This is a genomic window from Pseudomonas sp. 18058 (assembly GCF_902706155.1).
In the GTDB taxonomy this organism is placed as follows: Bacteria; Pseudomonadota; Gammaproteobacteria; order Pseudomonadales; family Pseudomonadaceae; genus Aquipseudomonas; species Aquipseudomonas rustica.
In genome coordinates this window covers 151,801-177,003 of sequence record NZ_CACSJY010000004.1, presented here as the reverse complement: position 1 = coordinate 177,003, position 25,203 = coordinate 151,801, and the positions used below count along the sequence as shown (strand labels likewise).

Genomic DNA, 25,203 nt, shown 5'->3' with positions numbered 1-25,203 from the left:
CGGACACAACGCTTTCGCGAGCAAGCTCAATGTTTCAAACGATCGCATCAGCCATCGGGAATACACCGCGCAAGTCCTTACCGCTCGGTTGCTGGTACAGGCTCAGGCCGAACTCGGGCAATACGGCCAGCAGGTAATCGAAAATATCCGCCTGAATGCGCTCGTAGTCCGCCCAAACGGTGGTTTGCGTGAAGCAATAGATCTGCAGCGGCACACCCTGAGCGGTGGATTGCATCTGACGCACCATGCAGGTCATGTTTCGCGCAATCGAAGGATGGCTGTCCAGATAGGCCTGGGCGAAAGCGCGGAAGGTGCCGAGATTGGTCATGCGGCGACGATTGGCCGAGAGCGCCGCGACATTGCCCTGCGCTTCGTTCCAGTGCTTGAGTTCAGGCAGTTTGCGCGCCAGATAGGCGCTCAACAGGCTGACCTGACTCATGTGATGTTCTTCCTCGTCCGTCAGGAAGCGCACGCCACCGGAATCAATGTGCACGTCACGCATGATCCGTCGGCCACCGGCCTGCTGCATGCCACGCCAGTTCTTGAACGAGTCGGACATCAAGCGCCAGGTCGGAATCGAGACAATGGTCTTGTCGAAATTCTGCACCTTGACCGTGTGCAACGTGATGTCGACCACGTCGCCATCGGCACCCAGTTGCGGCATTTCGATCCAGTCACCCACGCGCAGCATGTCGTTGCTGGTCAACTGCACACTGGCGACAAACGACAACAGGGTGTCCTTGTAGACCAACAGGATCACCGCCGACATAGCGCCAAGCCCCGACAGCAGCAACAGCGGCGAGCGGTTGATCAGAATGGCGACAATGATGATGGCGCCGAGCACGTACAACAGCATTTTCGCCAGTTGCACATAACCCTTGATCGAGCGGGTACGCGCATGTTCGGTGCGCGCATAGATGACCAGCAGGGTGTCGAGCACGGCGCCGATGGCCATCACCAGCGACAACAGGGTGAAGGCCAGTGCGATGTCACCCAGGATGGTTTGTAGCTTTGGGCTTAGCCCCGGAATGATGTTCAAACCGAACTGGACGATCAGCGACGGGATGATTTGCCCGAGGCGCAGAAACACTTTGTTGTTGTGCAGATCGTTGATCCAGCGCATCGACGCCTGACGCCCGAGCAACCGGACGCCTTGCTGGATCAGAAAGCGACCCAGACGCCCCAACAGCAGCGCGACAAACACCAGCACCAGCAATGTCAGCGTGGCGTTCACGTAAGGATGATTGTCCAGCGAGCGCCAGAACTGCTCAACATTGAGCCAAATCTCTGTGAAATTCATCGGTTTGATATTCCTGTACGGCGCAGCCCTTTCCTTGAATGAGAGAGGGGGCGGCTGAGGGAAAGACGTTGCGAAGGCTGCGATTGGCGGTTGTTTTTCAATCGCGGGAGAAGCGATTCAGCAAGTCCATCAAGGTTACGCAGCAAGCGAATAAGCAACTTGATTTTTCGCGAACAAAGGTTGATGGATCACGAACGTGGCATTGACGACTCAAGCGCTGCGCAATAAGTTCTGCCGCGCCCGGGCAAGCCTCCGGCCGCTAAATCATGCGTAAAAACGGCTGGGCCCGGCGTTGTGTTCTAGGCTGAGCCAACCGACATCCCGCAATGGGTGCTTCTCAGGAGAACCACGATGGAAGAGAAACCGCTGCTCACGTTCAACAGCTCAAGGGCGTTACTGGACGTGTTGATACGTGCCGGCTTGATCACGGTTCTGGTGCTGTTCTGCTACGACATCTTTCATCCGTTTCTCAACGTGATGCTCTGGTCGCTGATTCTCGCGGTCACCCTCTACCCACTGAACCAGATGCTCGGCGCCAAGCTGGGTGGGCGTAACGGTTGGGCGGCAGTGATTCTGGTGATTCTCGGGCTGGTGATCCTGATGCTGCCGTTAAGCTTGCTGGGTGCCTCGGTGGCGGACTCGGTGCAAACCGGCATCCACGCGGTGGAGAATGGTCAGTTCGAAATTCCGCCACCACCGGCCAATGTCGAGAGCTGGCCGCTGATCGGCGCGCCGTTGTATGGCATCTGGCTGCACGCCTCGCAGGATTTGAGTTGGGCCTTTCATCAGGTCGCCCCACATCTGAAAGACTGGAGCAAGGTTGCGCTGCACCAGGTAGCCGGCGTCGGCACCGGCATCGTGGTGTTTATCCTTGCGCTGATTTTCGCCGGGCTGATCATGAAAAACGGCGAGCGTGGTCAGCGGACAGCCGTCGCAATCACCAGTCGTGTCTCCGGGCCGGTGCGCGGGCCGCAGATTGCCGAACTGTGTACCGCGACGATTCGTGCCGTGGCGCAGGGTGTGGTCGGGATTGCGTTCATTCAGATGCTGTTGATCGGTGTGGCGCTGGTGATCATGGGCATTCCGGCAGCCGGCGTGCTGGCGCTACTGGTGTTGCTGCTGGGCATCATGCAATTGCCGGTTCTGCTGATCACGCTGCCGGTGGTGATCTATGCCTTCGCTCAGGGCGGTGTCAGTGCCAGCACGATTATTTTTGCGATCTGGATGATCATCGCCGGGCTTTCTGACAACGTCCTCAAACCGATGCTGCTAGGGCGCGGTGTGGCCGTGCCGATGCCGGTGGTGTTGATCGGCGCGCTCGGCGGGATGATCACCAGTGGCATCATCGGCTTGTTCACCGGGCCGGTGATTCTGGCGATCGGCTACGAGCTGTTTATTGGCTGGGTGTATCAACCTGCCGAAGCCGTCACGCCATTGACGCAGACCGTTGAGGAACATTCGCCTTGAGCGCCCACGGTTAGTAGCTGATCCATCACTTTTTTTACGGCTAAGGATGCAGGCAATGTTTCTGTTACGCAGCGGTGCCATCGAGGGCTACAGCGCGCTAGTGACCGAACTGGGTCACAACCCGGTAAGTCTGCTGCGCGATGGCGGCATGGTGGTGGCGCAATTGCGCGAACCGAACAGTTATCTGTCGTATGAAAAAACCGCAGACCTGCTGGATGACACCGCACGTCATTGTCAGGAACCGCTGTTCGGTTTGCGGCTGGCATCAAGACAGAATCTGCTCGCCATTGGCGACGTGGCCCTGTCCGGCAGCCGCCAACCCACCGTGGGCGAGGCATTGAATTTCGCCCGCCAATACTTGTACCTGCACGCCAGTGGCTTGCACCTTGAAGTCAGTCGACGGGGCGAGCGTGCCGAAATCAGGTTCAAGTTCGACTTCACCAATGAACTCGGGCTGCAGCAACTGAGGCAGCTCAGCGGCGCGCACCTGTTCAACGCGGTGAAAATTCTCACGGGCGCCGACAGCCCGCAGATTCGTTTGCACTTGCAGCAAGGCACCTTGAAAACCCCGGGTTGGTCATTTGCCGATGTCTACGGAAAAGTCCGTTTCGACAGCAGTTTCGACGGCGTCAGTTTTCCTTTCGATTACCTCAAACGCGCGCCGCTCGCCGATGAGGTTTTGATGCGCGAACATTGGAACAACCGCATGCAATTGCTCAAAACCCAATACCCCGACAACCTCAAGGCCCAGGTTTGCCATCTGATCGGCAGTCTGCTCAACACCGGCGAATGCAATATCGATGCGGTCAGTCACTCGCTGGGGCTGCAGCCACGTGTTCTGCAAAAACGCCTTAAAGCCGAAAACATCAGTTTCAGTCGCCTGCTGCAGGACACGCGCCTTGATATCGCCAGGCAAAACTTGCTGCTGGACAAGACCAGCATCACCGATCTGGCGCTGAATCTGGGCTACGCCGATGTCTCGGTGTTCAGCCGTCATTTCAAACAATGGACGGGTGTTTCGCCCAGAAACTGGCGGGCACAACAACTGTCGACTGTGGAAATCTGACAACCGTTCATCGCTCAACTACGCTGCCTTACGTATCCCTCACAAACAACTGTGGCGTAAGGAAAAAGGCGCATGCGAAGCAAGCTGCTGGCTGTATTAATAGTGGTTTTCGCGATGCTCTGGACGGGGTCTGGCTGGGCGCTCGACGCTGCGGCAAAAGCGGAAAATGATGCGGTAGAGCTCAAGGTCGCGAATCGCAGCATCATGCTGTTTCGCGCAACCATTCTGGGCGAGGCGCCGGCCTCGCGGGTCAAACGGGCGAAAATGGTCATCAGTGAAGCGCTCGATGAAGACGCCGAACTGAACATCAGCATCGATTCGATCCAGAACAGTTACATGGTGCTGCTCGGCAACAAACGGGCATTCATCGTTTCACCCAACGATGTCGACAGCCTGCAATATTCCTCGGTGCAGCAGGCCGCCGAAGGTGCGGCTGAAAAACTGCGTCAGGTCGTTTCCGAGACCCGTGAAGCGCGCAGTATGGATCTGATCATCAGGTCGCTGGCCTTGGCGGCGGTGGCCACCGTCATCTATGTCGCGTTGTTGTGGGCGCTGGCCTGGATGCGCCGGCGCTTGCTGAAAAAACTCCCCGAACTGATGGATCGCCACACCAAGGCGTTGAAGGTCGGGCGGGTGCAGGTGATCGACGCCAATTTCCTTTATCCCTTGGTCAGCCGTTTACTGTTGGTGCTGCGCTGGCTGGTGATTTTGCTGCTGACCTATGAGTGGCTGGGCTTTGTCCTGTCGCGGTTTCCCTACACCCGGCCTTGGGGTGAAAGCCTCAACAACTACCTGTTCGAACTCGCCGATTATTTGCTGCAAGGCATCGTTGGCGCCGTCCCGGGGTTGGGCGTGGCGTTGGCGATTTTCTTTATTGCGCGCGGCGCTACCGCGTTTACCCGGCGCATGCTGCGGCGCATGTCGACGCCGGGCACGTTCAGTTGGCTCAATCATGAAACCCTGCAACCGACCCAACGGCTGACGTCGCTGGCGATCTGGTTGTTTGCGCTGGCGATGGCTTATCCGTATCTGCCCGGCGCCGGAACCGATGCGTTCAAGGGCTTGTCGGTGTTGATCGGTCTGATGATTTCCCTCGGTGCGACCAGCGTGGTGGGGCAGGCAGCGGCTGGGTTGATCCTCACGTATACCCGCACATTGCGCCCGGGCGAGTTCGTCAAAATCGGCGAATACGAGGGTACGGTCACCGAGTTGGGCATGTTCACCACGCGTATTCGCACGGGGCTTGGTGAAGTGCTGACGCTGCCCAATTCACTGATCACCGGTACGGTGACCAAGAACTACTCGCGCACCGTGCAAGGCCCGGGTTACGTGGTCGACACGGTGGTGACCATCGGCTACGACACACCGTGGCGGCAGGTCGAAGCGATGCTGCTGGAAGCGGCCAAACGCACGCCGGGGATTCTCGAAGACCCGGCGGCGCAGGTGTTTCAAACCGCGCTGTCGGATTTCTATCCCGAGTACCGATTGGTGGCGCAGGCGATCCCGAGTCAGCCACGGCCACGCGCGGTGCTGTTGAGCATGCTCCACGCCAATATTCAGGACGTGTTCAACGAGTACGGCGTGCAGATCATGTCGCCGCACTACCTGGGTGATCCGCAGGCCGAGAAGTGGGTGCCGCGAGATAAGTGGTTTACCTCGCCGGCGCAAGAAACGAAGGATCAGTGACCGTCGCTGCAAGGGAGTCCGCACCATGCTCGATTTTGTCCTTCACGCGTTACGCGCTGATCCGGAAATCGCCGTATTTCTGGCGATCGCGCTGGGCGTATTTGTCGGGCGCATTCACTTTGGCAGCTTTCATTTGGGCTCGGTGGCCGGCGCGCTGTTGATGGGGTTGCTGATCGGCCAGATCGGTCTGGAAGTGCCGACGGGGTTGAAGTCGGTGTTCTTCGTGATGTTCATCTACGCGGTCGGCTTTAAGAGCGGGCCGGAGTTTTTCGGCAGCCTCAATCGCGGCACGCTGAAACTGGTGTTGTTGTCGGTGGTGCTGTGTGCGACGGCATTGGTGGCGATTCTGGCGATGTATTGGCTGTTTGATTTCGACGCTGGTTTCACCGCCGGACTCGGTGCCGGTGCGCTCACCGATACGGCGATCATGGGCACCGCGACCAGCGCGATCAATCAGTTGAATCTCGACGCGGCAGCCGTGGCGAAACTCAACAGCCACATGGCGATTGCCTACGCGATCACCTACCTGTTCGGCACCATTGGTTTGATCGTGTTTGTCGGCAGCATTGCGCCGAAGTTGCTCGGTGTGAATTTGCGCGAATCGGCGCGTGAACTGGAGCTGGAACTGGGGATCGCCAAGGAAGAGGAGGCGATCACTGTGCCGTACACGAGGATCGTTGTGCGTGCGCATCAGGTGGCGAGTAACGGCCAGGCCGATGGGCAGCGGATCATCGACATCGAAAAGCTGCACGAATCGCTGACGGTCGAGCGCGTGGTGCGCGCCGGGCAGGTGATCGAGCGCGATGAAAATTTTGTGTTGATGGCGGGGGATGTGGTCGGTGTGTATGCCTTGCGCGACGCGGTGGGCACGCTGAGCCATTGGGTCGGGCCGGAGATCGATCATCCTGAGTCGCTGTCGTTTCCGACCCGTGAGGTGGACATTGTGCTGACCTCGGCGGAGTTCGCCGGCAAGACGATTCATCAGGCGAAAAGCCGTTTAGCCAACGACAAACGCCTGGGCTGCTTCGTCAACAACATCACGCGTCAGGGCTATGACTTGCCGTTGCTGCCGAACACTGTGTTGCGCCGGGGGGATGTGATTACGTTGACCGGGCGCACCGCCAGCGTCGAAATGATCGCCAAACGGCTGGGGCGCATTCGCAAGAACAATTACAAAAGTGACATCGCCATGCACACGCTGGGCATGGTCGTGGGCTCGTTGATCGGCTTGCTGTCGACGCATATCGGCATGATCCCGGTGGAGCTGGGCATTGGCGGCGGGGTGTTGGTCGCGGCATTGGTGATTGGCTGGTACAACTCGCGCCACCCGGAAATCGGCGCCTTGCCGCCGGCGGCACAATGGGCGTTTTCCGAGTTCGGCCTGACCGCGTTTGGTGCGGTGGTCGGCCTGCTGGCCGGGCCAGCGGCGTTTGCAGCGATGAAAGAGCAAGGGCTGGCGTTGTTGCTGTCCGGTGCGGTGGTGACGATCCTTCCGCCGCTGGTGGCGCTGTACTTCGGTCGCTACGTGCTGCGCCTGCACCCGATGATTCTTTTTGGCGCATTGGCCGGGGCGCAGACAGAGGCGGCTTCGATGAACAAGATCATTGAGCAGTCTGGCAGCAATACACCGGTGATTGGCTTCACCGTGTGTTATGCAATTTCCAATGTGCTGCTGGCGGTGTGCGGGCCGATCATTATCTTTGTGGCGGCTGGCTGAATTTCCCCGGAGCTACCTACACACCACCTTGAAGCTCCCCATTCCCTGTGGTGTGTCAGTGGAATTGGGTTTGATGGCTGGCTGGGGTCAGCAGAAGTGCAGATTTTTCTGAGTACCCCAGCTCTCCTTGTGGCGAGGGGATTTATCCTCGTTCGGCTGCGCAGCAGTCGTGAATCCAGTGCATGCGGTGTGTCTGATGTACCGGGATTGTAGGTTTTGGGGCTGCTTCGCAGCCCAACGGGGATAAATCCCCTCGCCACAGGGTTTGTGGTGTGTCAGTTGAATTGGGTTTGATGGCTGGCTGAGGTCAGCGCAAGTGCAGATTTTTCTGAGTAACCCAGCTCTCCTTGTGGTGAGGGGATTTATCCCCGTTCGGCTGCGCAGCAGTCGTGAATCCAGTGCATGCGGTGTGTCTGATGTACCGGGATTGCAGGTTTTGGGGCCGCTTCGCAGCCCAACGGGGATAAATCCCCTCGCCACAGGGTTTGTGGTGTGTCAGTGGAATTGGATTTGATCGCTGGCTGGGGTCAGCAGAAGTGCAGATTTTCCTGGGTAACCCGCTTTCCTTGTGGCGAGGGGATGGGTTGAGAGCTTGGGGTTAGAAGCCACTTTCGCGCATCAACACTGCCAATACATGCGTTGCACCATCGGCCAGCAAACTGCGCCGTTCGCCTTCGATTTTCAGATGCCCACGGGTTTCGCGAAGGGTGGGCATGGGTTCGTCGAGCTGGATCAGTACCTGAAACAAAGCGCTGCTCGGGATCAACGAGTGCTCGGCAGTCGTGGTGGGTACCGGGCCGCCGAAGCGTGACGAGAGCATGCGGTGGGACAACTGGCTCGCGCGAGTGCTGCCGATTTGCAGGACGCGGCCGCTACGTGGCGTGGTCTGGCCGTCGGGGTAGAAGCGTACGCGGTCGCCGATGGCCATGCGGTGCACTTGATCCTGCGCGACATACGCATCCACCTGCCAGCTGCGCGGGTCAACCAGCATGCCCAGCGACTCTTGACGACCGACCCATTGCCCCGGTTTCCAGTCCGGGTTGACGTCCAGCCACACCCCGGCAAACGGTGTTTGCAGATTCAGCCGGGCGATTTCCGAGCGGGCCGCGCGGGCTTCTTCGAATTGCACGTTGAGGCGTTGACGGGTCACAGCATCCTCAGCCAACCCACCGGGATCGGCGATCAGCCCGGACAGCCGGGCCTCATAGCTACGTGCATTGGCTTCACTGCTGCGTACCCGCGAGGCGATGTCCGGCTCATCCAGCACCACCAGATTGGTGCCAGCCTCGACCGGGCCATCGGCGTGAATCGATTGCAGCCGCGCCGGGTAGGGCGCATAGACGCGCATCTGATGCTCGGCCCGCGCCACGCCCACCGCATCGATCTGCGTGCGCCAAGGGATCGCCAAACCCGCCAGAATCGCCAGCAACACCAGATACAGTTGCACCTTGCGCCGGCTCGGCACCGCCGCGCGGTGTTTCCACCAGTGACCGAGTTCGCGCATGACGGGCAGGGCGATAAACCACGACAGTTCGACCATGAACAGGAAAATCCCCAAGACCTTGAAGAAGAACAGATAGACCGCCAGCGCGATCCCCAGAAACAGCACCAGACGATAAACCCAGGTGAAGATCGCAAACGTCACTAATAGTCGCCGCTGACCGGTCGGAAACGTCTCCGGCCAGTCCTCGCGCAAACCGAGCAGGTTGCGCCGCAACGTCACCCGCGCCAACGCCGACGCACGCTCATGCAGATTGGGAAAATCAAGCAGATCAGAAAGAATGAAATAGCCGTCAAAACGCATGAACGGACTGGCATTCAACGCCAATGACAGCAACCAACTGGTGGTCGCCAGATACAGCAGGGCATTGCGCAGCGCCCCCGGATCGCACACCGCCCAGCCCAGCGTCGACAGACCGGCCAGTGACAATTCGGTGATGATTCCCGCCGAGGCAATCGCCAGACGCTGCCGCGAACGGCTGAGTTTCCAGCTCTCGCCGGTGTCGGTATAGAGCATCGGCCACATCACCACAAATGCGATGCCCATGTGCCCGACGCGCAAGCCCAGCCGCGTCGCGACCAAGGCATGCCCTAGTTCATGCAGAGTCTTGGCGACGATCAACGCCAAGGCAAAACTCAACAGGCCTTCGGTGGAAAACGACTCGACCACTGCGCTGGTAAACGTGTCCCACTGCTGCAACACCAGGACGATGCCGAGCAGGCTCAAACCGAGCACGAGCATGCCGGTGAGCGGATGAAACAGCCAGCCCAGCGCCTTCGCCAAATGCTGTAAATGTTGTTGCGGGCGCAGCAGTGGAATGCGGAAAAACAGGTAATGGTGCAGCCACCAGCGCCAGGTCAGCCAGCCACCTTCTTCGCCTTTGGCTTTAAGCTTTTCCAGCGCCGCCGGGCCTGCACGCAGCAGCTGATGCTGTTCAAGAAACTGACGGAAATCGAGAATCTGTTCGACATCGGGTTTGAGCGCCGTGCCTTCAGCTATCTGCTCGCTGATTTGCCGGGGCGATTGGCCCCAGCGCAGCAGGCACTCGAATTCCAGCCAGCCGATGCGGTAGAAACGATTGATCACCGTGTCTTGAATCACCCACGCCGGTTCACCGTTGCTGCCATCGGCAGCCTCGCTCAGGCGCAGGTCTTCACGCAGAGGGGGCAGGGGCAGATCGGCCGGATCGAGCATTACCAGCCACTCCACGCCCGCATGGTCGCCAGTGGTCGACGCAGCAAGTAATAACCGAGCATCACCCGCCCGCCGTAGAGTTTCGCGGTGCCGTGCAAGCCCAGTCGCGCATGTTCCGGTGCGCCGTCGATGCTCGCCAGCAAGCGATAGGCGACCACGCCTTCGTCACTCGGCCGCGCCTGATAACTGGTTTCGAGAATTTTGCCCTTGAGCGGCGTCAGTGGGTAAGCGGTCAAAAACAGCGTCACTTCAGCGCCTGGCTCCAGCGCAATCGCGTCGGCTACGGCCAGTTGAATCAGCATCGCCGGTTGCGTCGGATCAGCGACTTGCATGATGCGTTCGCCGGTCACCACCGGTTTGCCCAACCAGTCATTGGGGTCGCTGAACACCGCAACACCGCCTCTCGGCGACAGCACTTTGGTGCGCTTCAACTGCGCTGCGACCGCCGCCAATTCTGCGCGCCGTTGCTGCGAGCGGCCTTCAAGCAGGGTCAATTCGCTTTTGCTTTGCGGGTTGTCGAACGCGCGTTGACTGGCCGCCTGCAACTCGGCATCGGCCACCGCGACTTCCTTGCCGAGCACTTCGGCGCGACTGCGCAACGTGGTTTCGTCGAGGGAAAACAGCAGCGTGCCAGCATCGACCGGTTGATTGGGGCGAACCTCGATCTTCTCGATCACGCCATCAATGGGCGAGCTGATGATCTGTGCCTGGCGCGAGATGATTTCGGTCGGCGCCAGCGCGGTTTGCCGCACCGGCAACAGCAGCAGGGCACCGAGCACAATCGCGGTCAGCAGCAATTGTTTGCGACTGGGCCGCCAGCGATTGAAACGCTTGCGCTTGGTCAGCGCCGCCCAGCAATACGCCCAGGTACCGACCAGACCTTTGAGGTGCTGCCACAACACCGCCGGCGGTTCCTGCTCCAGCAGCAACAGCAGCAAACCGAGGCGCTGCTCATCGCGATCCTGGATCGGCACGCACCAGACGCCCGACGGCCACCATTCGCCCCAGCCTTCGGCGATGTCGGCCGGTGCGTCGACCGTTTCCTGCGTCAGCCATACCGGTTCGCCAGCAGGGACTTGCGTTGCGATCCAGCGACTGGCGCGGCGCAGCCACACCAGGTACGGCGAGTCTTCACTGGGCCGGGACAATCCCGAGACGTTCAACAATTCCAGTGATGATTCACGCTGGGCAAACACCAGCGCCTGATGAAATTGCAACAACGGATATAAGTCGTTGGCCATGCTGAATGCCAACGCGTTGAGCGAATCGGCCGCCATGGCCTTGTCGCGCAGCGCGTCGAGTTCGAGCAGCAGGTGAGGGTGCGGCAGTTGCTCGTTCATGGTCATGGTTGCGCAGCTTGATCAAATTGCGCCGTGCCGCTCATGCCCGCCATCAGGTCGGGATATTTGTTGTCGAGGCGCGCTTCGAGTTCGACGGTTTGTGCCACCGCATCGACGCGCGAGTTGATCCCGCTGACATGCGCGGGATAGGTCTTGCCGGTCTCATGAATGCTGACTTGCAGCGGCAGGCCAGGTTTCAGATTTTTCAGCAGATTGGACGGCACGTTCAAACGCACCTTCAGCGCGCCATCACTGACCAGATCAAACAACGGCGTACCGGCGGTGACGGTCTGGTACGGCTTGACGTACACCTTGGCCACACGCCCGGAAAACGGCGCAAGCACTTGGCAATAACTGCTTTGCGCGGCACCCATGGCCCGCGCGCCGTCGGCTTTTTGCACTTCGGTGTTGGCCATCGACACTTCGATATCGCCAACGGCATTGAGTTGGCGCAGTTGTTTTTTAGCCTCCAGATTCTGTTTGGCCATGGCCAGTTCCGCCGCCGCGACTTTGGCCCGTGCTTCGGCCTCGTTGCAGTTGAAGCGGGCGAGCAGTTCGGACTTGCCGACCTGTTCGCCGAACCCGGCTTTCAATTCGCCGAGGGTGCCGCTCATTTGGCTCGACAGCGTGGTTTCCAGCTCCGAAGCGAGCAACACACGAATGGCGCTCGCGCTTTCCAGGGACGGGGCCGAAGGTGCGTCTTCGGCGTGGGCATTGAGGATCAGACTGGCCAACAACAGAACCCCGAAACGGGGTTCAAGGGCGATTTTGCGCATTCGGCGTTCCTTGCGAAGTGACGAGCAGGCGTTGCTGTTCTTGTTGGTTCAGGGTGCGCTGGATTTCCCGCGACAGGGTCTTGATGTCGTGTTGGTCGATTTCCTTCGGCAGCACATCGAGGCCGACCGAGTTGTACATCCGCCCCCACGCCGCTTGAGCACTGGAGAACGCCGCTTCACGCTGATAACGCGAGAGCAGATAACGCCCTTCGGAGCGGATCACTTCCAGTTCCGAGCCAAGTGCGCCGGTCTTTGCGGCTTGCGCATAGTCGAGCAGGCTGCGGTCGACGCGCAGGCTGTCCTCGGCAAACTCCACTTCCTGACGCGCCAGTTGATAGCGCAGGGTGCCAACGCGCACTTGCGTGAGAATCGCCATCGACAGCGCCACGCGGCGGGTGTCATCGGTTTCGCTCTGGGATTTCTCCGCAGCATTGAGCGACGGCAGTTGCAGCAGGCGCAACAGGTTGGTCGACACTTGCAGGCCGGTGCTCATCCAGTCGTTGTTGTAGAGGTATTTGTTCGAGTCATATTTGTAGCCGAAATCGACGCTGACGTTCGGCCACAACTGCGCCTTGGCAATCTCCAGATCCTTCTGGTTGACGCGTTTGCGATACCACTCTTCCATGATTTCCGGGCGGTTCTCCAGCGACAGCTGTTCAAGTTGCGCCATGCTCTGACGCACTTCCGGCAGCGGTGGATCGGGCACATCAGCCAACACCATTTTCGAGCCCGGTGGCAGCGACATCAGCGCCGACAGTTCGGCCTGGGCGAACTCCAGATCCTGACGGCGCACGGTCAGCAGATAGATAGAGTCGAGGAGGGCGCGCTGGTAGGCGAGGATCTCCTGACGCGGCAACAGGCCCCGGGTTTCCGCTTCACGCGCGGAGGTCAGCGCGGTGTGGGTGCGCATCAGCAGTTTGTCGACTTCCGGCATCAAGCGTTGCGCGCCGAGTGCTCGCCAGTACGCGTTGCGCACATCCTGCAGGACGTTTTGCGCGACTTTGCGTCGACGCTCTTCGGCCATCAGGATCTGGTCGGATTTCTGTTGTGTGCGGTAATAGGCGACGCCGAAATCCAGCAGGCTCCAGCTCAGACCGAGGCCGTAGACTTCACGGTAGCGTTCCTCTGACGTCGATGGCCGCAAGCTGACCTGACGATCCTCGATGCCGATCGAGGTGCCGCCGGAGTCGTTGTTTCGTCCGGCATAACCGGCCGAGGCTACCAGCTTCGGCAGCATTTCATGACTGGACACGTCGCGCAGGTCTGAGGCCAGCGCGCTCTCCATCAGTTTCAGTCGATAGTCGAGGTTGTATTTCAGCGCTCGGGCTGCTGCGTCGTAAAAGGTGATCGGCGCTGTGACCGGTTCCTGCCCGGAGTACATGCGCGACTGATCGGCAATGATGCGTTGGCGGTTTTCCTCGTCGGTGGAAGGTTTTGGTTCCGTCGACGAACAGGCACTGAGCAGCAGTGCGGAGGCGATGGCGGTACTGAGAAGCCGGGTCGCGTTTTTACGCATGTTCATTCCTTTGCATTCTTGGAATTTATTCGGATCTGCTGCTGTTACCGCTGGGATTGCTGGTATGCAAGCGCTGGGCCGCGTGTCGCAGCTGCGCCGAGAAGCCTTTGCCGTGACGCGTTTCTGCGGGTTTTTCCGCGTGGATCGGATGTTTCGTCATGTTTGCCGGATCGAGCGCAAACAACGATGGATCACTGAGCAAACCGTCGGCGCTCAAATTAGTGCGACCCTGCCGGCCTTGCACCCAGAGCTGGTCGAACTCGCTGGCGCGGCGACTTTCGCGCACCGCTTGCGCCACGAATTGCCCCGGCACCAGACCCAAGCCGTTACCCAACGAATCAACCTCGAATTCCCCCACCGAGGCCAGACGCAAATTGCTGCCATCGACACCGTAGCTGGTCAGCTCGTTGACCTCGGCGTAACGCTCGACCACCGGGGTGATGAAGATTGCTGGTTGCGGATCGGGGATCAGGAAATCGCTGGAATCCAGATCACTGTCGCGACTGAAACGGTTGCCGCCATCCGGCGCCGGAATGAACGGCGTGGCGATGTCCAGGGTGATCACCAGTTCGGCCTGATCGCTGGCACCGGCGCGGTCATTGATGGTGTAGGTGAACACGTCACGCAGTACCCGGCCCAGTCCGGCTGCGGCGAGCACGTCCGGGTTGCTCTGATCGATGGTGTAGCTGTAGCTGCCGTCGGCGTTGAGTACGAGCGTGCCGTAGAGGCCTTTGATCGGTTGACCGATCACACCGTCCGCGCCTGAACCCGCTTCGGCGCCGGTGCGTACGCCAACCACGACCAAGCTGTCATTGGCATCGATGTCACCATCGTTGGGCAGCACGTTGCCGGTGGTTTGTGGCCCGGCGATCTGATCGCTGGCGAAGCCGCTGTCGTTGCGTGCAATCGGCGCATCGTTGGCGCCCTGAATGACCACGGTCAAACGCGCGTCGGCAGTTGCACCGGCGGTGTCGACCATGCGGTAGGTGAAGGTTTCGCTGAGGGTTTCACCGGCCGTGCGCAAGGCTTGAACAACCGGGTTGTTATTGTCGATGACGTAGGTGTAGCTGCCATCAGCATTGATCGTCAGTTGCCCATAGAGGCCCATCAATACTTGCCCGGCGCCTGCCGACTGACCGGCCTGATTGCTGACGCTCAAGACGTGTTTGCTTTCGCCATTGGCGACGCTGTCGACATCGCTGTCGTTGTCGAGCACGTTGCCGGTGGCGTTGCTGCCCGGAGTACCGTTGTTGACGCCGCCGGCTTCGACAGCCACGGATCCATCATTGACGGCGGTCGGCGTGTCGTTGCGGCCATCCACCGTCACGCGCAATTCGGCGGTGCTGGTTTCACCCCACTTGTCGACGATGGTGTAAGTGAACACCTCCGACAGGGTCTGGCCACTTTGACGCAAGGCTTGCACGGCGGCGAGGCTGTTATTGACGGTATAGGTGTAGCCGCCATCGGCGTTGAGCAACAGAGTGCCGTACTGTCCTTGCAAGGTTGTGCCCACGGTGCCGACCGTGCCGATATCGCTGGTGGTGCCGGTATGGATGCCGATCACCGTCAGCGGATCGCTTTCAGCATCGGTGTCGTTGTTGAGGACGTTGCCGCTCGGGTTGACCCCGGGTTGGTCGTTATTGACGCCGCCGGCCTCGACCGCCGTCGCTGTGTCGCCATTGGCCACCGGTGCCGAGTTGCGCCCGCGAATGATGATGTGGATTTCCGCCAGATCATTCTGCCCACCGCTGTCGGTGACCTGGTAGGTGAAACGCTCGTTGAGAAATTGCAGTGGCCCCAGCGCCAGAACGGTCGGATTACTGGAGTCGAGGTTGTAGGTGTAGCTGCCGTCTGCGCCGATGATCAACTGACCGTAGAGGCCGTTGATCAACGTGCCGTTGCTGTTGTCGGTCTCGGCATTGACGTCGGTCAGGGTGCCGTTGGCCCCTTCAGCACCGAAGCGGATACCGGTGACGGTTTTGCTGTCACCCTGATCGACATCGGTGTCGTTGGGCAGCACGTTGCCGCTCGGATTGACCCCGTTGTCATTGCCGTTATCGGCCACGGCGACAGCCAGATCGTCTGCCGCGACCGGGGCATCCCATGCGCCGTCGATGCGAATGCTCAGTTGCGCGGTATCAGTGGCACCGGCGATGTCGCGCATGCGGTAAGTGAAGGTTTCCACCAGCGAATTGCCAGCCTTCAATGCTTGAACCGCCGCCAGATTGTTATCTAGCACGTAGCTGTAAGTGCCGTTGGCGTTGATGGTCAGGGTGCCGTACAGACCGGCGAACGATTGCGTGACGCCAATGGTGGTGAACGTGCTGCCCGCCCCTTCGGTACCACTGCGAATGCCAGTGACCAGCATCGCGTCGTTGGCATCGACATCGTTGTCATTGGTCAGCACATTGCCGGTTGGATTCACCCCCGGCGTGCCATTGAAAGTACCGCCGGCCTCGACCGAAACGGTGCTGTCATCGGTTGCCAGCGGGTTGTCGTTGGCACCGCGAATGGTGATGGTCAGCGACGCGGTGCTGGTAGCGCCGGCAAGGTCGCGGATCTGGTAGGTGAACGTTTCGCTGAGGGTGTCGGCGTTACTGCGCAGTGCCTGAACCTGCGGATTGAAGTTGTCGACCAGATAGCTGTAACTGCCATCGGCATTCAGGGTCAGTCTGCCGTAGGTGCCATTCAATGCACTGCCGACCAGGCCCACCGAACTGCCTTGATTGAAGCCGACCACGCTGATGACTTCACCGTTGCCATCCACATCGGTGTCGTTGGTCAATACGTTGCCGGTCGGGTTGACGCCCGGCGTGGCGTTGTTCAATCCTCCGGCTTCGACGGCCGTGGCGGTATCGTTCTGCGCCACCGGCGCGTCGTTGCGCCCCTGAATATTGATATTCAGCGTAGCGCGATCCGTCGTCCCGGCAGCGTCGATGACTTCGTAGCTGAACGAGTCGAGGAGGCTGTTGCCAGCGCGCAAGGCCTGGACTTCAGCCATGTTGTTGTCGAGGCGATAGCTGTAGCTGCCGTCGGCATTCAGGGTCAGCCAGCCATAAGTGCCGCGCAGTTCGGTGCCCAAGGCGCCGGCGGTGCCGGTGTCAAGTTCGCTGCCGGTGCGCACCGAGGCGACCGCTTTGGTTTCGCCATAGTCATGGTTGGGCAGATCGCCAGGCACTTCGCCGCCGTCAACGTCGGTGTCGTTGTCCAGCACGTTGCCGACCGGATCCTGGCCTGGAAGCGAGTTGTTGACGCCACCGGCCTCGATGGCCAGACCGCTTTCATCGTTCGCTACCGGGTTGTCGTTTTGCCCACGGATCAACACGATGATTTCCGCCGAGTCGGTTTCCGGGGTCGCGCCAACGCCATCGCTGATGGTGTAGGTGAAGCGCTCCAGCAGCAGATCACTGCCACGGCGCAGGGCTTGCACGTCGGCGTTGTTGTTGTCGACTTCGTAGACATAACTGCCGTCAGGGAAAATCGTCAGCGTGCCGTATTGGCCAATGACCACCGTACCGCCAATATTCACCGCTAGATCGGTGCCCGTTCCGCCTTCGGGGCCAGACTTGACCAGGGTGACAGTGATCGGGTCACCGTCCGGATCATGGTCGTTGGCCGTCGCATCACCTGACGGATTGACCCCCGGGGTGGCGTTGGCGACGCCGCCGGCTTCAGTGGCGATGGCCACGACGTTCTGTGCTACGGGTGGGTCGTTGATGCCGCGCACGGTAATCACCAGTTGCGCGGTATCGGCCAGGCCGGTGGTGTCGGTGATGCGATAGGTGAAAAATTCGGTCAGCGTCTGGCCCTGGGCCAAGGCCTGAACCGCTGCGTTGGTGCTGTCGACATCGTAGAAATACGAGCCGTCCGCGCCGATGGTCAGCGTGCCGTAGAGCCCGACGGCCACAGTACCGTTGGCCGACGTGGTGCCGGTGCTAACGTTGCTCAGTACGTCGACGGCGGGGTTGTAGCTGGCTTCACTTTTGTTGATGACGCCATTGACAATCAACTGGCTGCTAGGACGATCGTTGTCATCAACGTCCTGATCGACGCCGTTGCCGCCGGGCTGATTGATGGTGCCGGGGCGACTTGGAAAAAGAATGACGTTGCCGCTCGGGTTGCTCTCCGCGGAGTTGGGGTTGGTCGATGCCGCTTGCGCTTCGGCAGCATCATCGCTGGCCACCGGGTTGTCATTAGCACCCTGAATCGTGATGCGCAGTTGCGCGACATCGTCCAGACCGCCAGTGTCGGTGAGGCGGTAGCTGAAGAATTCGATCAGTTGTTCGCCGGCACTCAAGCGCTGCACGGTGGTGTTGGCGTTATTGACCACGTAGGTGTAAGTGCCATTGGGGTTGATGGTCAACGTGCCGTACGCGCCGATGATATTGGTCGGCCCGCTGACCGCCGTGAAATTACCCGTACCAGCTTCGGCCGCCGCACGGATACCCGTCACGGTGCGGGTTTCGCCATTGGCCACGCTGTCGACGTCTTGATCGTTGGTCAACACGTTGCCGGCGGCAGGGCTGCCGGGGGTGCCGTTGTTGATGCCGCCAGCCTCAACCGCCACGCCGTCGTCATTGATGCCCAGCGGCGTGTCGTTGGCGCCCTGAATGGTTACGGTCAACACGGCGGTTGACGTCGCCCCGGCAAGGTCGGCAAGCACGTAATTGAAGGTGTCTTGCAGGGTCTGGCCGGACAGCCGCAACGCCTGCACGGTGGCATTGTTGTTATCGACGACATACTCGTAGGAACCGTTGCTGCCGATGAGTAATTGGCCGTACAGACCGTTGACGACCACCACGCCGTTGCTCGGTATCGGGATCCCGGCGCCGGGGCCAACCGACACTACCTGCAGCGAATCGGCGTTGGTGGCGATGTCGACATCGGTGTCGTTGTCCAGCACATTGCCGCGCGGGTCGACGCCGGCCGAGGCGTTATTGGTGCCGCCGGCTTCGATGGCTGTGGCGCTGTCGTTGACGCCGACCGGGTTGTCGTTGACCGCAGCGAGGACGATTTGCAGAGTGTCGGTGTCGGTCAGTGCATCCGCTGCCGTACCGGGAATACCGTCGCCATCCGCATCGCCGTAATTGCCACGGTCATTGCTGATCACGGTCAGGGTGTCGATGCCGTTGAAGTTGGCGATGCCCAGATAACGCAAACCGGCCAGCGCGGTGTTGATGTCGGCGAGGTTGCCGGTCAGGGTCAGGGTAGCGGTGTTGGCGCCAGTGACGGTCACGCCCGGCACGGTTGCACCGAGGAACAGCGTGCCCTGCGTCACTTGCAGGATCACACTGATCGCACGGTCGTTGACGTTCGGATCGCGGTTGGCGTCGACGTCGGCAACGCTGATGCCGCCGATCGCCAGCACGATATCTTCCTGACCGTTTTGCGTGCCGGGCAGGGTGTTGACCGGCGCGTCGTTCTGTTCGACATAACCGGCGTTGGCGCTTTGCGCGGCAGCATCGCCGAGGCTGATGGTGATCTGACCAAGAGTGCCAGCATCACTGTCGACACGCACGCGCAAATCACCGATCGGTTGCGGATAGCTGACCAGGCCGGCCGGCACATCAATGCGGAACACGCCCAGCGGCAGCACGCCGAAACGGTACTGACCGTTGGCATCGGTGAGGGTGGAGAAAATCAGGTTGTCGGCAGTGGTCGCCAGATTGCCATCGGCACCGGCCCACGTCAGGGTCACGGTTTGTCCGGCGAGGCCTGCGCCGTCCGGTGTGGCGCTGGCGGTCGGGCTGGCGGTGTCGTTCCACAACGTGCCGCTGATCACGCCGAGCCCGGCGTTGTCGCGCAAGATGTATTGGTTCGGACCAACGGCGCTGCCGTCACGTTCGCCGGTAGTGGTGCCGTCGACGCCGACGCTGTTGCCGCCCCAACTGGTGAAATCTTCCGGCAGGCTGCTCCACGTTAACGTTGCGTTGCTGCTGGCGACGATGGTCGAGTTGGGCAGGGTGACCTGATAACGCACCTGAATCTGCGCGCCGACGTCGAGCTGGTCAAAATTGACGCTCAAACCGCCGCTGGTACTGAAGCTCACACCCGCCGGCAAATTGCCCGGGCCGTAGGTCACGCCGTTAATGCTGATACTGACCAGCGTGTAGTTGCTGCCGCCGGCAAAGCTGTCGCTGACTTGCGCGTCGAATGCGGGCAGGCCGCCGTTCTGGGTGAAACTCAGTTGCACCGTGGCGTTGCCGGTGGTGCCGGTTGGATTGGGGTCGAACGCAACGATCTGTTTGTCGAGGCCACTGAAGCTCGGTTCGACGATGCGCTCCAGCACCGTGTCGCTGACAGCCCGTCCACCGCCGTTGACGATTTCCCGGGCTGTTGCACCCAACTGAACGCCGGCAACGTTGCTGGCAATGTTGGTGACCCTGACGTTGAACTCAATGGAAACACCTTCCAGATCGTCATCGTCGCCGGCGTTGACCACGTTGCCAAGGTTGAACGTCACCACCTGGCTGCCGTCGGGATTGGTGATCACGGTCACGCGGCTCGGGTCGAACACGCCTTGCGGGGCGGCACCTGAAAGATTGGCGGTAATCGGCAAGGCTTCCGGGCTGTTTTCGTTGCCATCAATATTCAGCGTGCCCCCGACGATCAGGTTGGCATCACTGCTGAGCCCACCGTTGGAAATAAAGGCGATGCGCAGCGCATTGACCAAGGCGTCCGGGGAGATGAATTGCAAGCCGTTGGCCAGGGTGATCTGTATCTGGTAATTGGGGTTGTCACCCTCGGGCACGACCACCACGACACGGTAGCGGATGACTTCGCCGACCGTCACTTGCTCGACAATTGCAGTGGTCGGCGAGGGCGCGGCGGTGTCGGGCAGACCGCCGACCCGGGAAATCTCGATGGCCTGGGCCACAGGGATAATCAATGTCGAGAGGTTGCGATAATCGTTGAGTGTGCCGCCATTGAGTGTGCCGTCGACACCGGTGCGCTCGCCGGCATTGGCGCCATCAAGGCTGGTCCACTGCACGCTGGCGACGTTGGCGATATTCGATTGCGCAGCAGCGCTGGCGTTGACGACGCCCGACAGGCGCAAGACGATGCTGCCACCCTTGGCGATGTCGATATTGGCGCCGTTGGCGGTCACCAACTGGCCATTGATAATCTGGAAATCGACGCCGCCGTTGTTGGTGGCGCCGTTCTGATACAACACGCCCACCAACGTCACGTTGCTCAATTGGGTCGGCAGGTTATCGAGAAAACTGATATCGAACGCGGTGAAATCGTTGCTGCCATTCCCATTGCTGATGGTAATGGTGAACGTCACCGTATCGCCCTGATCGTAACCACCGAGGCCAGAGGTCGAGGTGATCACCTGGTTGATCTGCAGCGTTGGTTCGCGCACGGTCACAGTGGGCTGGCCACCAGTGAGCGCGACGTTACGATCCTGCGCGACCGTGCCATTCGGCGTGCTGCCATCAGGGTCGCTGTAGGTCAGTTGCGCATTGTTTTGCAGGGAGACGTTGGCCTGGTTGGCGATGACGTTATTGGCCACCAGTTGCAGGCGAATCACAAAGGTGTTGTTGCCAGTCACGTTGTCGGCCGAAACGCTGGACACGCTGAAGGTCCAGCGCGCATCGACGCCGTCACCGCCCAATGCGCCGCCGACACCGGCGAATCCGCTGATAAGCACGCTGCCGGCGAAATCGGCACCGAGTGCGCCGCTGCCCGCGCGGGTGGTGATGATCTGATAACCGAGGCCGCCGTTGAAACTGGTGTCCAGACGCATGCCCGGTGGAATCAGATCCTGAATGCGCAGGTTCTGCGTAGTGCCTTCGGGCAGGCTGATGACGATGTCGTAACGCATGCTTTCGCCGACCACCAGATCGCTGCCAGTGGTGTGTGTGGCGCTGGAATCGCCGTTATCCAGCGAGCCGTCGGCGAAGCCTTTTCTGATCACCGGCGCGGCGATTTGCTGGTTGGCCAGATCGGTCAGATCGGTCGGGGTGAAATCGGTGCCATTGTTGACGCTCGCGTAGTTGTTCAGAGTCGCACTCGATTGCAGAGTGCGATTGGCTTCGATGGTGCTGCTGACCACCACGTCATAACTGATCACCACGACGTTGGCGCCGCTGGTGTCAGCGGCGGTGCCGGCGCGTCCGGCGAGCAAAGTCGCCTGTCCGCCGGCATCGAGGAAGGTAATCTGGTTGCCGCTGACGCTGTAATCAGTGCCGAGTACCAACAGGGTGCCGTCACCGCGATAAATCTGCAGATTGGCCGCGGCCAGACTGCCGCCAACAAAACTCAGCCCCGTGGGCAGGGTGATGCTGGTGCCGACATCGAACGCGCCGCCGCCACCGGTGTTTTCAATCGCAGTGACCAGGCGCAGGCGATCAGCGCCGTCAATGTTGCTGATGTTGCCATCGACGGCGGCCAGGTTGGTGACGCTGCCATTGAATGGTACGCCGGTGCTGCCCGGTGGATTCCAACTGCCGGTGGTGCCGGTGACGGTACCGTTGGTGCCTGAAACCACGCCGTGTTTGATGTTCAACACTGGCTCTGCGACGGAAACGATCGCCACCACGTCCGAAGAAATCAACGTGCGGTCGGTGAGGGTGGTTTGCTGGGTCGATTGCGCCAGCACATCCAGCGAGCGCTGGTCGGCAAATGGTTGATCGCCGACGCGCACGGTAAAGCGAATGACGATGCGGCTGCCGGTGGTGGTGTTGGTGGCAAAACTGCCGAAGTCGAACACCACGGAATTGCCATTGGCGCTGGTCACGCTGACGACGCCGCCGGCATTGGTATTGCCCGGGCCCAGTTGCCACTGACCGACATCGCTGCCGCTGCCCCAGGTCACGCCGTTTACGTTGAACAGCGGCAACGGCAGATACGCGGTGATTTTGAATTGCTCGTAGTCACCGGTGACCAGGTCATAGCTCAGCTCGAACGTCACTTCATCGCCCGGACGCAGTTCGCCGTTGCCGGGTGGTGTGCCGTTATTGACCTCGACCAGACTGATGTCGACGGTACTGGTCGGAATCACGCTGGTGGTCGAGGAACCGTCGGTTTCGCTCTGACCGGTCAGGTTGAACTGATCCACCAGCAACGTGCCATCGACGGTGGCCGTGTTGCCCAGCTCATCGCCTTCATTGATGTCCGGTTGCGGGTTGCCCGACGGTGGCTTGTAGGTCTGACCGACCACGGCCGAATAGCTCAATACCGCGAGCACGGCGCCTTGCAGCGTGTCGTCGAAGGCCAGATCGCCGTTGAGCCAGCCGCGAATATTATTCGATGAATTACGCAGCGACTGGCCGATGTCGAACACGATCGAGGTGCTGCCGTCAGCGTTGGCCACTGACGTGGTCACCAGGTTAATGGTTTGCGCAACGCCATTGATGGTGACAGTGACGGTCGGCGTGCCGCTCAGGGTCTGGCCGTCGCTGAGTTGATCGCGCACCACGAGTTGGCCTTCGTTGAAGAAGTCCTTGCCGAAGGCGAAGTAGTCGGAAATCGCCACATTGAGGCTGTATTGCAGCGTGTCTCCGGGGCTGATGCCGACGTGGCCGATATCGGTTTGCATCGACACGGTTTTCAGCAGCGTGATCGACTTGGCCACAAACTGTGTGCCCAGGCCGGTGCCGCTGAAATCAATGGTGGTGTTCGGTGCGGTCACGTCGCGCGGATCAAGCGGCGTCCATTGCCCGGACGCGGTCGGAGGGCCCATGGTGATCGTGACAGCATCACCGGTGACCGGGTTGATCACTGGCTGACCGTTGGCATCGACTTCTGGTACGTAAAACGCAACCACGGTGTCGGTCTTGCCGGTGAGGGTGGCGTACTCGACCGTGAACGAATTGATGTACACGTCGTTCGCGGCCAGCAACACGGCAATTTGCGCAGGATTGCTGACCACGGTGCCGTCGTGCAGGGTGATCGACGCGAGACGGCCACCGGCCCCCGGGGTAATCGAATTAACCTGAATGTTGTCCGGCAGCGGTTGGGTGATGACCACATTGGTCAGGGTCTGCCCCGGCGCGGGTGTGGCCGACAACGTCAGCGTGCGCGCGTAGTTGGGGCCGCTGACCGTTTCGCCTTCGGGAGCATTGATGATTTCACTGACGGTGATGACCGTCGGATGCACGACAAACGCTGCGGTACCGGCCTGAATCAGGCTTGGGTCGTTGGTCGGATTGTCCAGCGCATCGTTACCGAACTCGAAGCCACCGCTGGCACGCAAGGTCAGATCCGGCGTGCCGTTGGAAAACGAGGTGTCAGCCAGATTGCTCAGGCTGGCGGTGACCTGCACGCTGATCAGCGGTTGCTGGTTGGTAACACTGGCAAACGGCAGTTCGATCACCACCAGTTTGTCGCCGGCGCGCATGCCGTAGCTGGCGGCATTGATGATCAGAAAGTTGCCGTTGGCGTCTTTTGCCAGCGGGTGGGTCGCGTTGCCATTGGCGTCAAACGTCAACACTTGGGCGGTCAGGTTCTGACCAAGGAACGTGGCGGAAATGAAGTTGACGCCGTCATCGCCGTCCTTGCCGGTGGCCGGCATGGCCAGGTTGATGAAGGGCGCGAAACCGGTCTGGCCCGAGGTATTGCTGAAATTCACGGTAAAGGTGAACCGCTCGCCGATCAGTACATCGGTGCCGGCGGTGGTGACGGTCGCAGTGGGCGCAGCGTCGGCCAGCAAACCATCGAAGTGGCTCATGGCCAGGCCGCTGATGGCGATGCTCTTGTCGATGTCGCCGACTTTGGTTTCCAGCGTCCAGTCGCCGCCAGCCTTGGCACTGCCGGTGTCATTGCTGGAGGCACCGACGTCGGCACCGGTCCAGCGCGCCAGTTCGGTGACCAGGGTTTGCCCGGCAGCACCGGCACCAACGTCGCAGCCGTATAGCTGAATGTCCGCGCCCTGGGTCAGGTTGCCGCGCCATTGTTCGAGGGTTTTGCTGAGGGAGTCGACGTTGTCCGAGGTAATGGTGCGATTGCCGAGGGTGAACTGGCCGGATGCGCCGTGGGACATCACTTGTATTGAGTCGACCTTGCCCAGTTGCGCCAAAGCGGCAGAAATGGCGGCGAGACCGTCTTCGCCGACGTTGACCACAATCGCCGTGACATTGCCGGGCAATTGCGCCAGCAGTTGGTCGCGGTTTTCGATTCGACTGTCGATCACCAACAGGCTGCGCGCGGCAGAAGGCGCCTGTTCTGGCGTGGCGCGGGCTTCGGTGGGCGTGGCATGCGGGACTTGTGCATCGACCGCTGCCGGCGGCGCAGCAGGGTCGCTGTGATGCTGGTCGACAGCGGCAGACGCGGCGGCGCCGTCAAAGAGAATCCTTGGCTCCAGCGCAAGGGCCTGACGTTGTGGGCGCAAATGGGAGCCAAACTGCGAACGAGGAGACTCTTGCATCGTTTCCATACCTCTAACTGCGTGGTCAGAAATTTCGTCCGTATCAAGTCCCTTACGAACAGATTCAGCGTAGGACTTTTCTTGTGCTTTTCCAGTCTGTTGGCGAAATACCTTATAGCTAAAAGAATCGGCTGCCCCTACGTGCGCATGCGCAAAAAATCAAGGTGGATTTGAGGAGATTTCCTATAGCGCCCCGACCGTTGCAGCGCGGAAGATCCGCGCCCGCGAATGAACAGACGGGCCCGCGAAATCGGTGATGCAGCAGACCG

At 60.4% G+C, this 25,203-nt stretch carries 10 protein-coding genes; 4 read left to right on the top strand and 6 right to left on the bottom strand.

The features are described 5' to 3' along the window. Window positions 1-34: 34 nt before the first annotated feature. Window positions 35-1,300, bottom strand: coding sequence for a mechanosensitive ion channel family protein (locus tag GVL50_RS03915; protein WP_159811827.1), 1,266 nt, complete (start codon window positions 1,298-1,300; stop codon window positions 35-37). 351 nt (window positions 1,301-1,651) lie between these two features. Here GVL50_RS03915 and GVL50_RS03910 point away from each other — a divergent pair, with 351 nt between their 5' ends. From GVL50_RS03910 to aspT, 4 genes are all read left to right on the top strand, one after another. Further along, a complete protein-coding gene (locus GVL50_RS03910) occupies window positions 1,652-2,767 on the top strand; it encodes an AI-2E family transporter (protein WP_159811826.1) in 1,116 nt (371 codons plus the stop codon). 55 nt (window positions 2,768-2,822) lie between these two features. Beyond that, the gene (locus tag GVL50_RS03905; RefSeq protein ID WP_159811825.1) at window positions 2,823-3,833 is read left to right on the top strand and encodes an AraC family transcriptional regulator; all 1,011 of its coding nucleotides are present in this window, start codon (window positions 2,823-2,825) and stop codon (window positions 3,831-3,833) included. A gap of 72 nt (window positions 3,834-3,905) precedes the next feature. Continuing rightward, window positions 3,906-5,519: a mechanosensitive ion channel family protein gene (locus tag GVL50_RS03900; RefSeq protein WP_159811824.1), complete on the top strand. Its 1,614-nt coding sequence runs from the start codon at window positions 3,906-3,908 to the stop codon at window positions 5,517-5,519. 25 nt (window positions 5,520-5,544) lie between these two features. Beyond that, window positions 5,545-7,236: an aspartate-alanine antiporter gene (gene aspT / locus GVL50_RS03895; RefSeq protein ID WP_159811823.1), complete on the top strand. Its 1,692-nt coding sequence runs from the start codon at window positions 5,545-5,547 to the stop codon at window positions 7,234-7,236. 598 nt (window positions 7,237-7,834) lie between these two features. Here the strand turns inward: aspT and GVL50_RS03890 are convergent. The 5 genes from GVL50_RS03890 to GVL50_RS03870 are packed head-to-tail and all read right to left on the bottom strand — an operon-like array spanning window position 7,835 to window position 24,934. After that, complete coding sequence (locus GVL50_RS03890; RefSeq protein ID WP_159811822.1) at window positions 7,835-9,931, bottom strand: HlyD family efflux transporter periplasmic adaptor subunit; 2,097 nt, start codon at window positions 9,929-9,931, stop codon at window positions 7,835-7,837. Further along, complete coding sequence (locus tag GVL50_RS03885; protein WP_178124151.1) at window positions 9,931-11,277, bottom strand: efflux RND transporter periplasmic adaptor subunit; 1,347 nt, start codon at window positions 11,275-11,277, stop codon at window positions 9,931-9,933. Before GVL50_RS03885 ends, GVL50_RS03890 begins: the two co-directional genes overlap by 1 nt. After that, a complete protein-coding gene (locus GVL50_RS03880) occupies window positions 11,274-12,047 on the bottom strand; it encodes an efflux RND transporter periplasmic adaptor subunit (protein WP_159811821.1) in 774 nt (257 codons plus the stop codon). The genes GVL50_RS03885 and GVL50_RS03880 overlap by 4 nt, the downstream gene beginning before the upstream one ends. After that, window positions 12,028-13,563 (bottom strand): TolC family protein, encoded by a 1,536-nt coding sequence (locus GVL50_RS03875; RefSeq protein ID WP_053120049.1) that lies wholly within the window; start codon window positions 13,561-13,563, stop codon window positions 12,028-12,030. Before GVL50_RS03875 ends, GVL50_RS03880 begins: the two co-directional genes overlap by 20 nt. A 25-nt stretch (window positions 13,564-13,588) precedes the next feature. Next, window positions 13,589-24,934, bottom strand: coding sequence for a VCBS domain-containing protein (locus GVL50_RS03870; protein ID WP_159811820.1), 11,346 nt, complete (start codon window positions 24,932-24,934; stop codon window positions 13,589-13,591). Between the last annotated feature and the right edge of the window lie 269 nt (window positions 24,935-25,203).

Coding starts and splice junctions, on each gene's coding strand:
- GVL50_RS03880 (WP_159811821.1), bottom strand. CDS start 12,047: ATGCGCAAAATCGCCCTTGAACCCCGTTTCGGGGTTCTGTTGTTGGCC.
- GVL50_RS03915 (WP_159811827.1), bottom strand. CDS start 1,300: ATGAATTTCACAGAGATTTGGCTCAATGTTGAGCAGTTCTGGCGCTCG.
- GVL50_RS03875 (WP_053120049.1), bottom strand. CDS start 13,563: ATGCGTAAAAACGCGACCCGGCTTCTCAGTACCGCCATCGCCTCCGCA.
- GVL50_RS03905 (WP_159811825.1), top strand. CDS start 2,823: ATGTTTCTGTTACGCAGCGGTGCCATCGAGGGCTACAGCGCGCTAGTG.
- GVL50_RS03910 (WP_159811826.1), top strand. CDS start 1,652: ATGGAAGAGAAACCGCTGCTCACGTTCAACAGCTCAAGGGCGTTACTG.
- GVL50_RS03870 (WP_159811820.1), bottom strand. CDS start 24,934: ATGCAAGAGTCTCCTCGTTCGCAGTTTGGCTCCCATTTGCGCCCACAA.
- GVL50_RS03900 (WP_159811824.1), top strand. CDS start 3,906: ATGCGAAGCAAGCTGCTGGCTGTATTAATAGTGGTTTTCGCGATGCTC.
- GVL50_RS03885 (WP_178124151.1), bottom strand. CDS start 11,277: ATGACCATGAACGAGCAACTGCCGCACCCTCACCTGCTGCTCGAACTC.
- GVL50_RS03890 (WP_159811822.1), bottom strand. CDS start 9,931: ATGCTCGATCCGGCCGATCTGCCCCTGCCCCCTCTGCGTGAAGACCTG.
- aspT (WP_159811823.1), top strand. CDS start 5,545: ATGCTCGATTTTGTCCTTCACGCGTTACGCGCTGATCCGGAAATCGCC.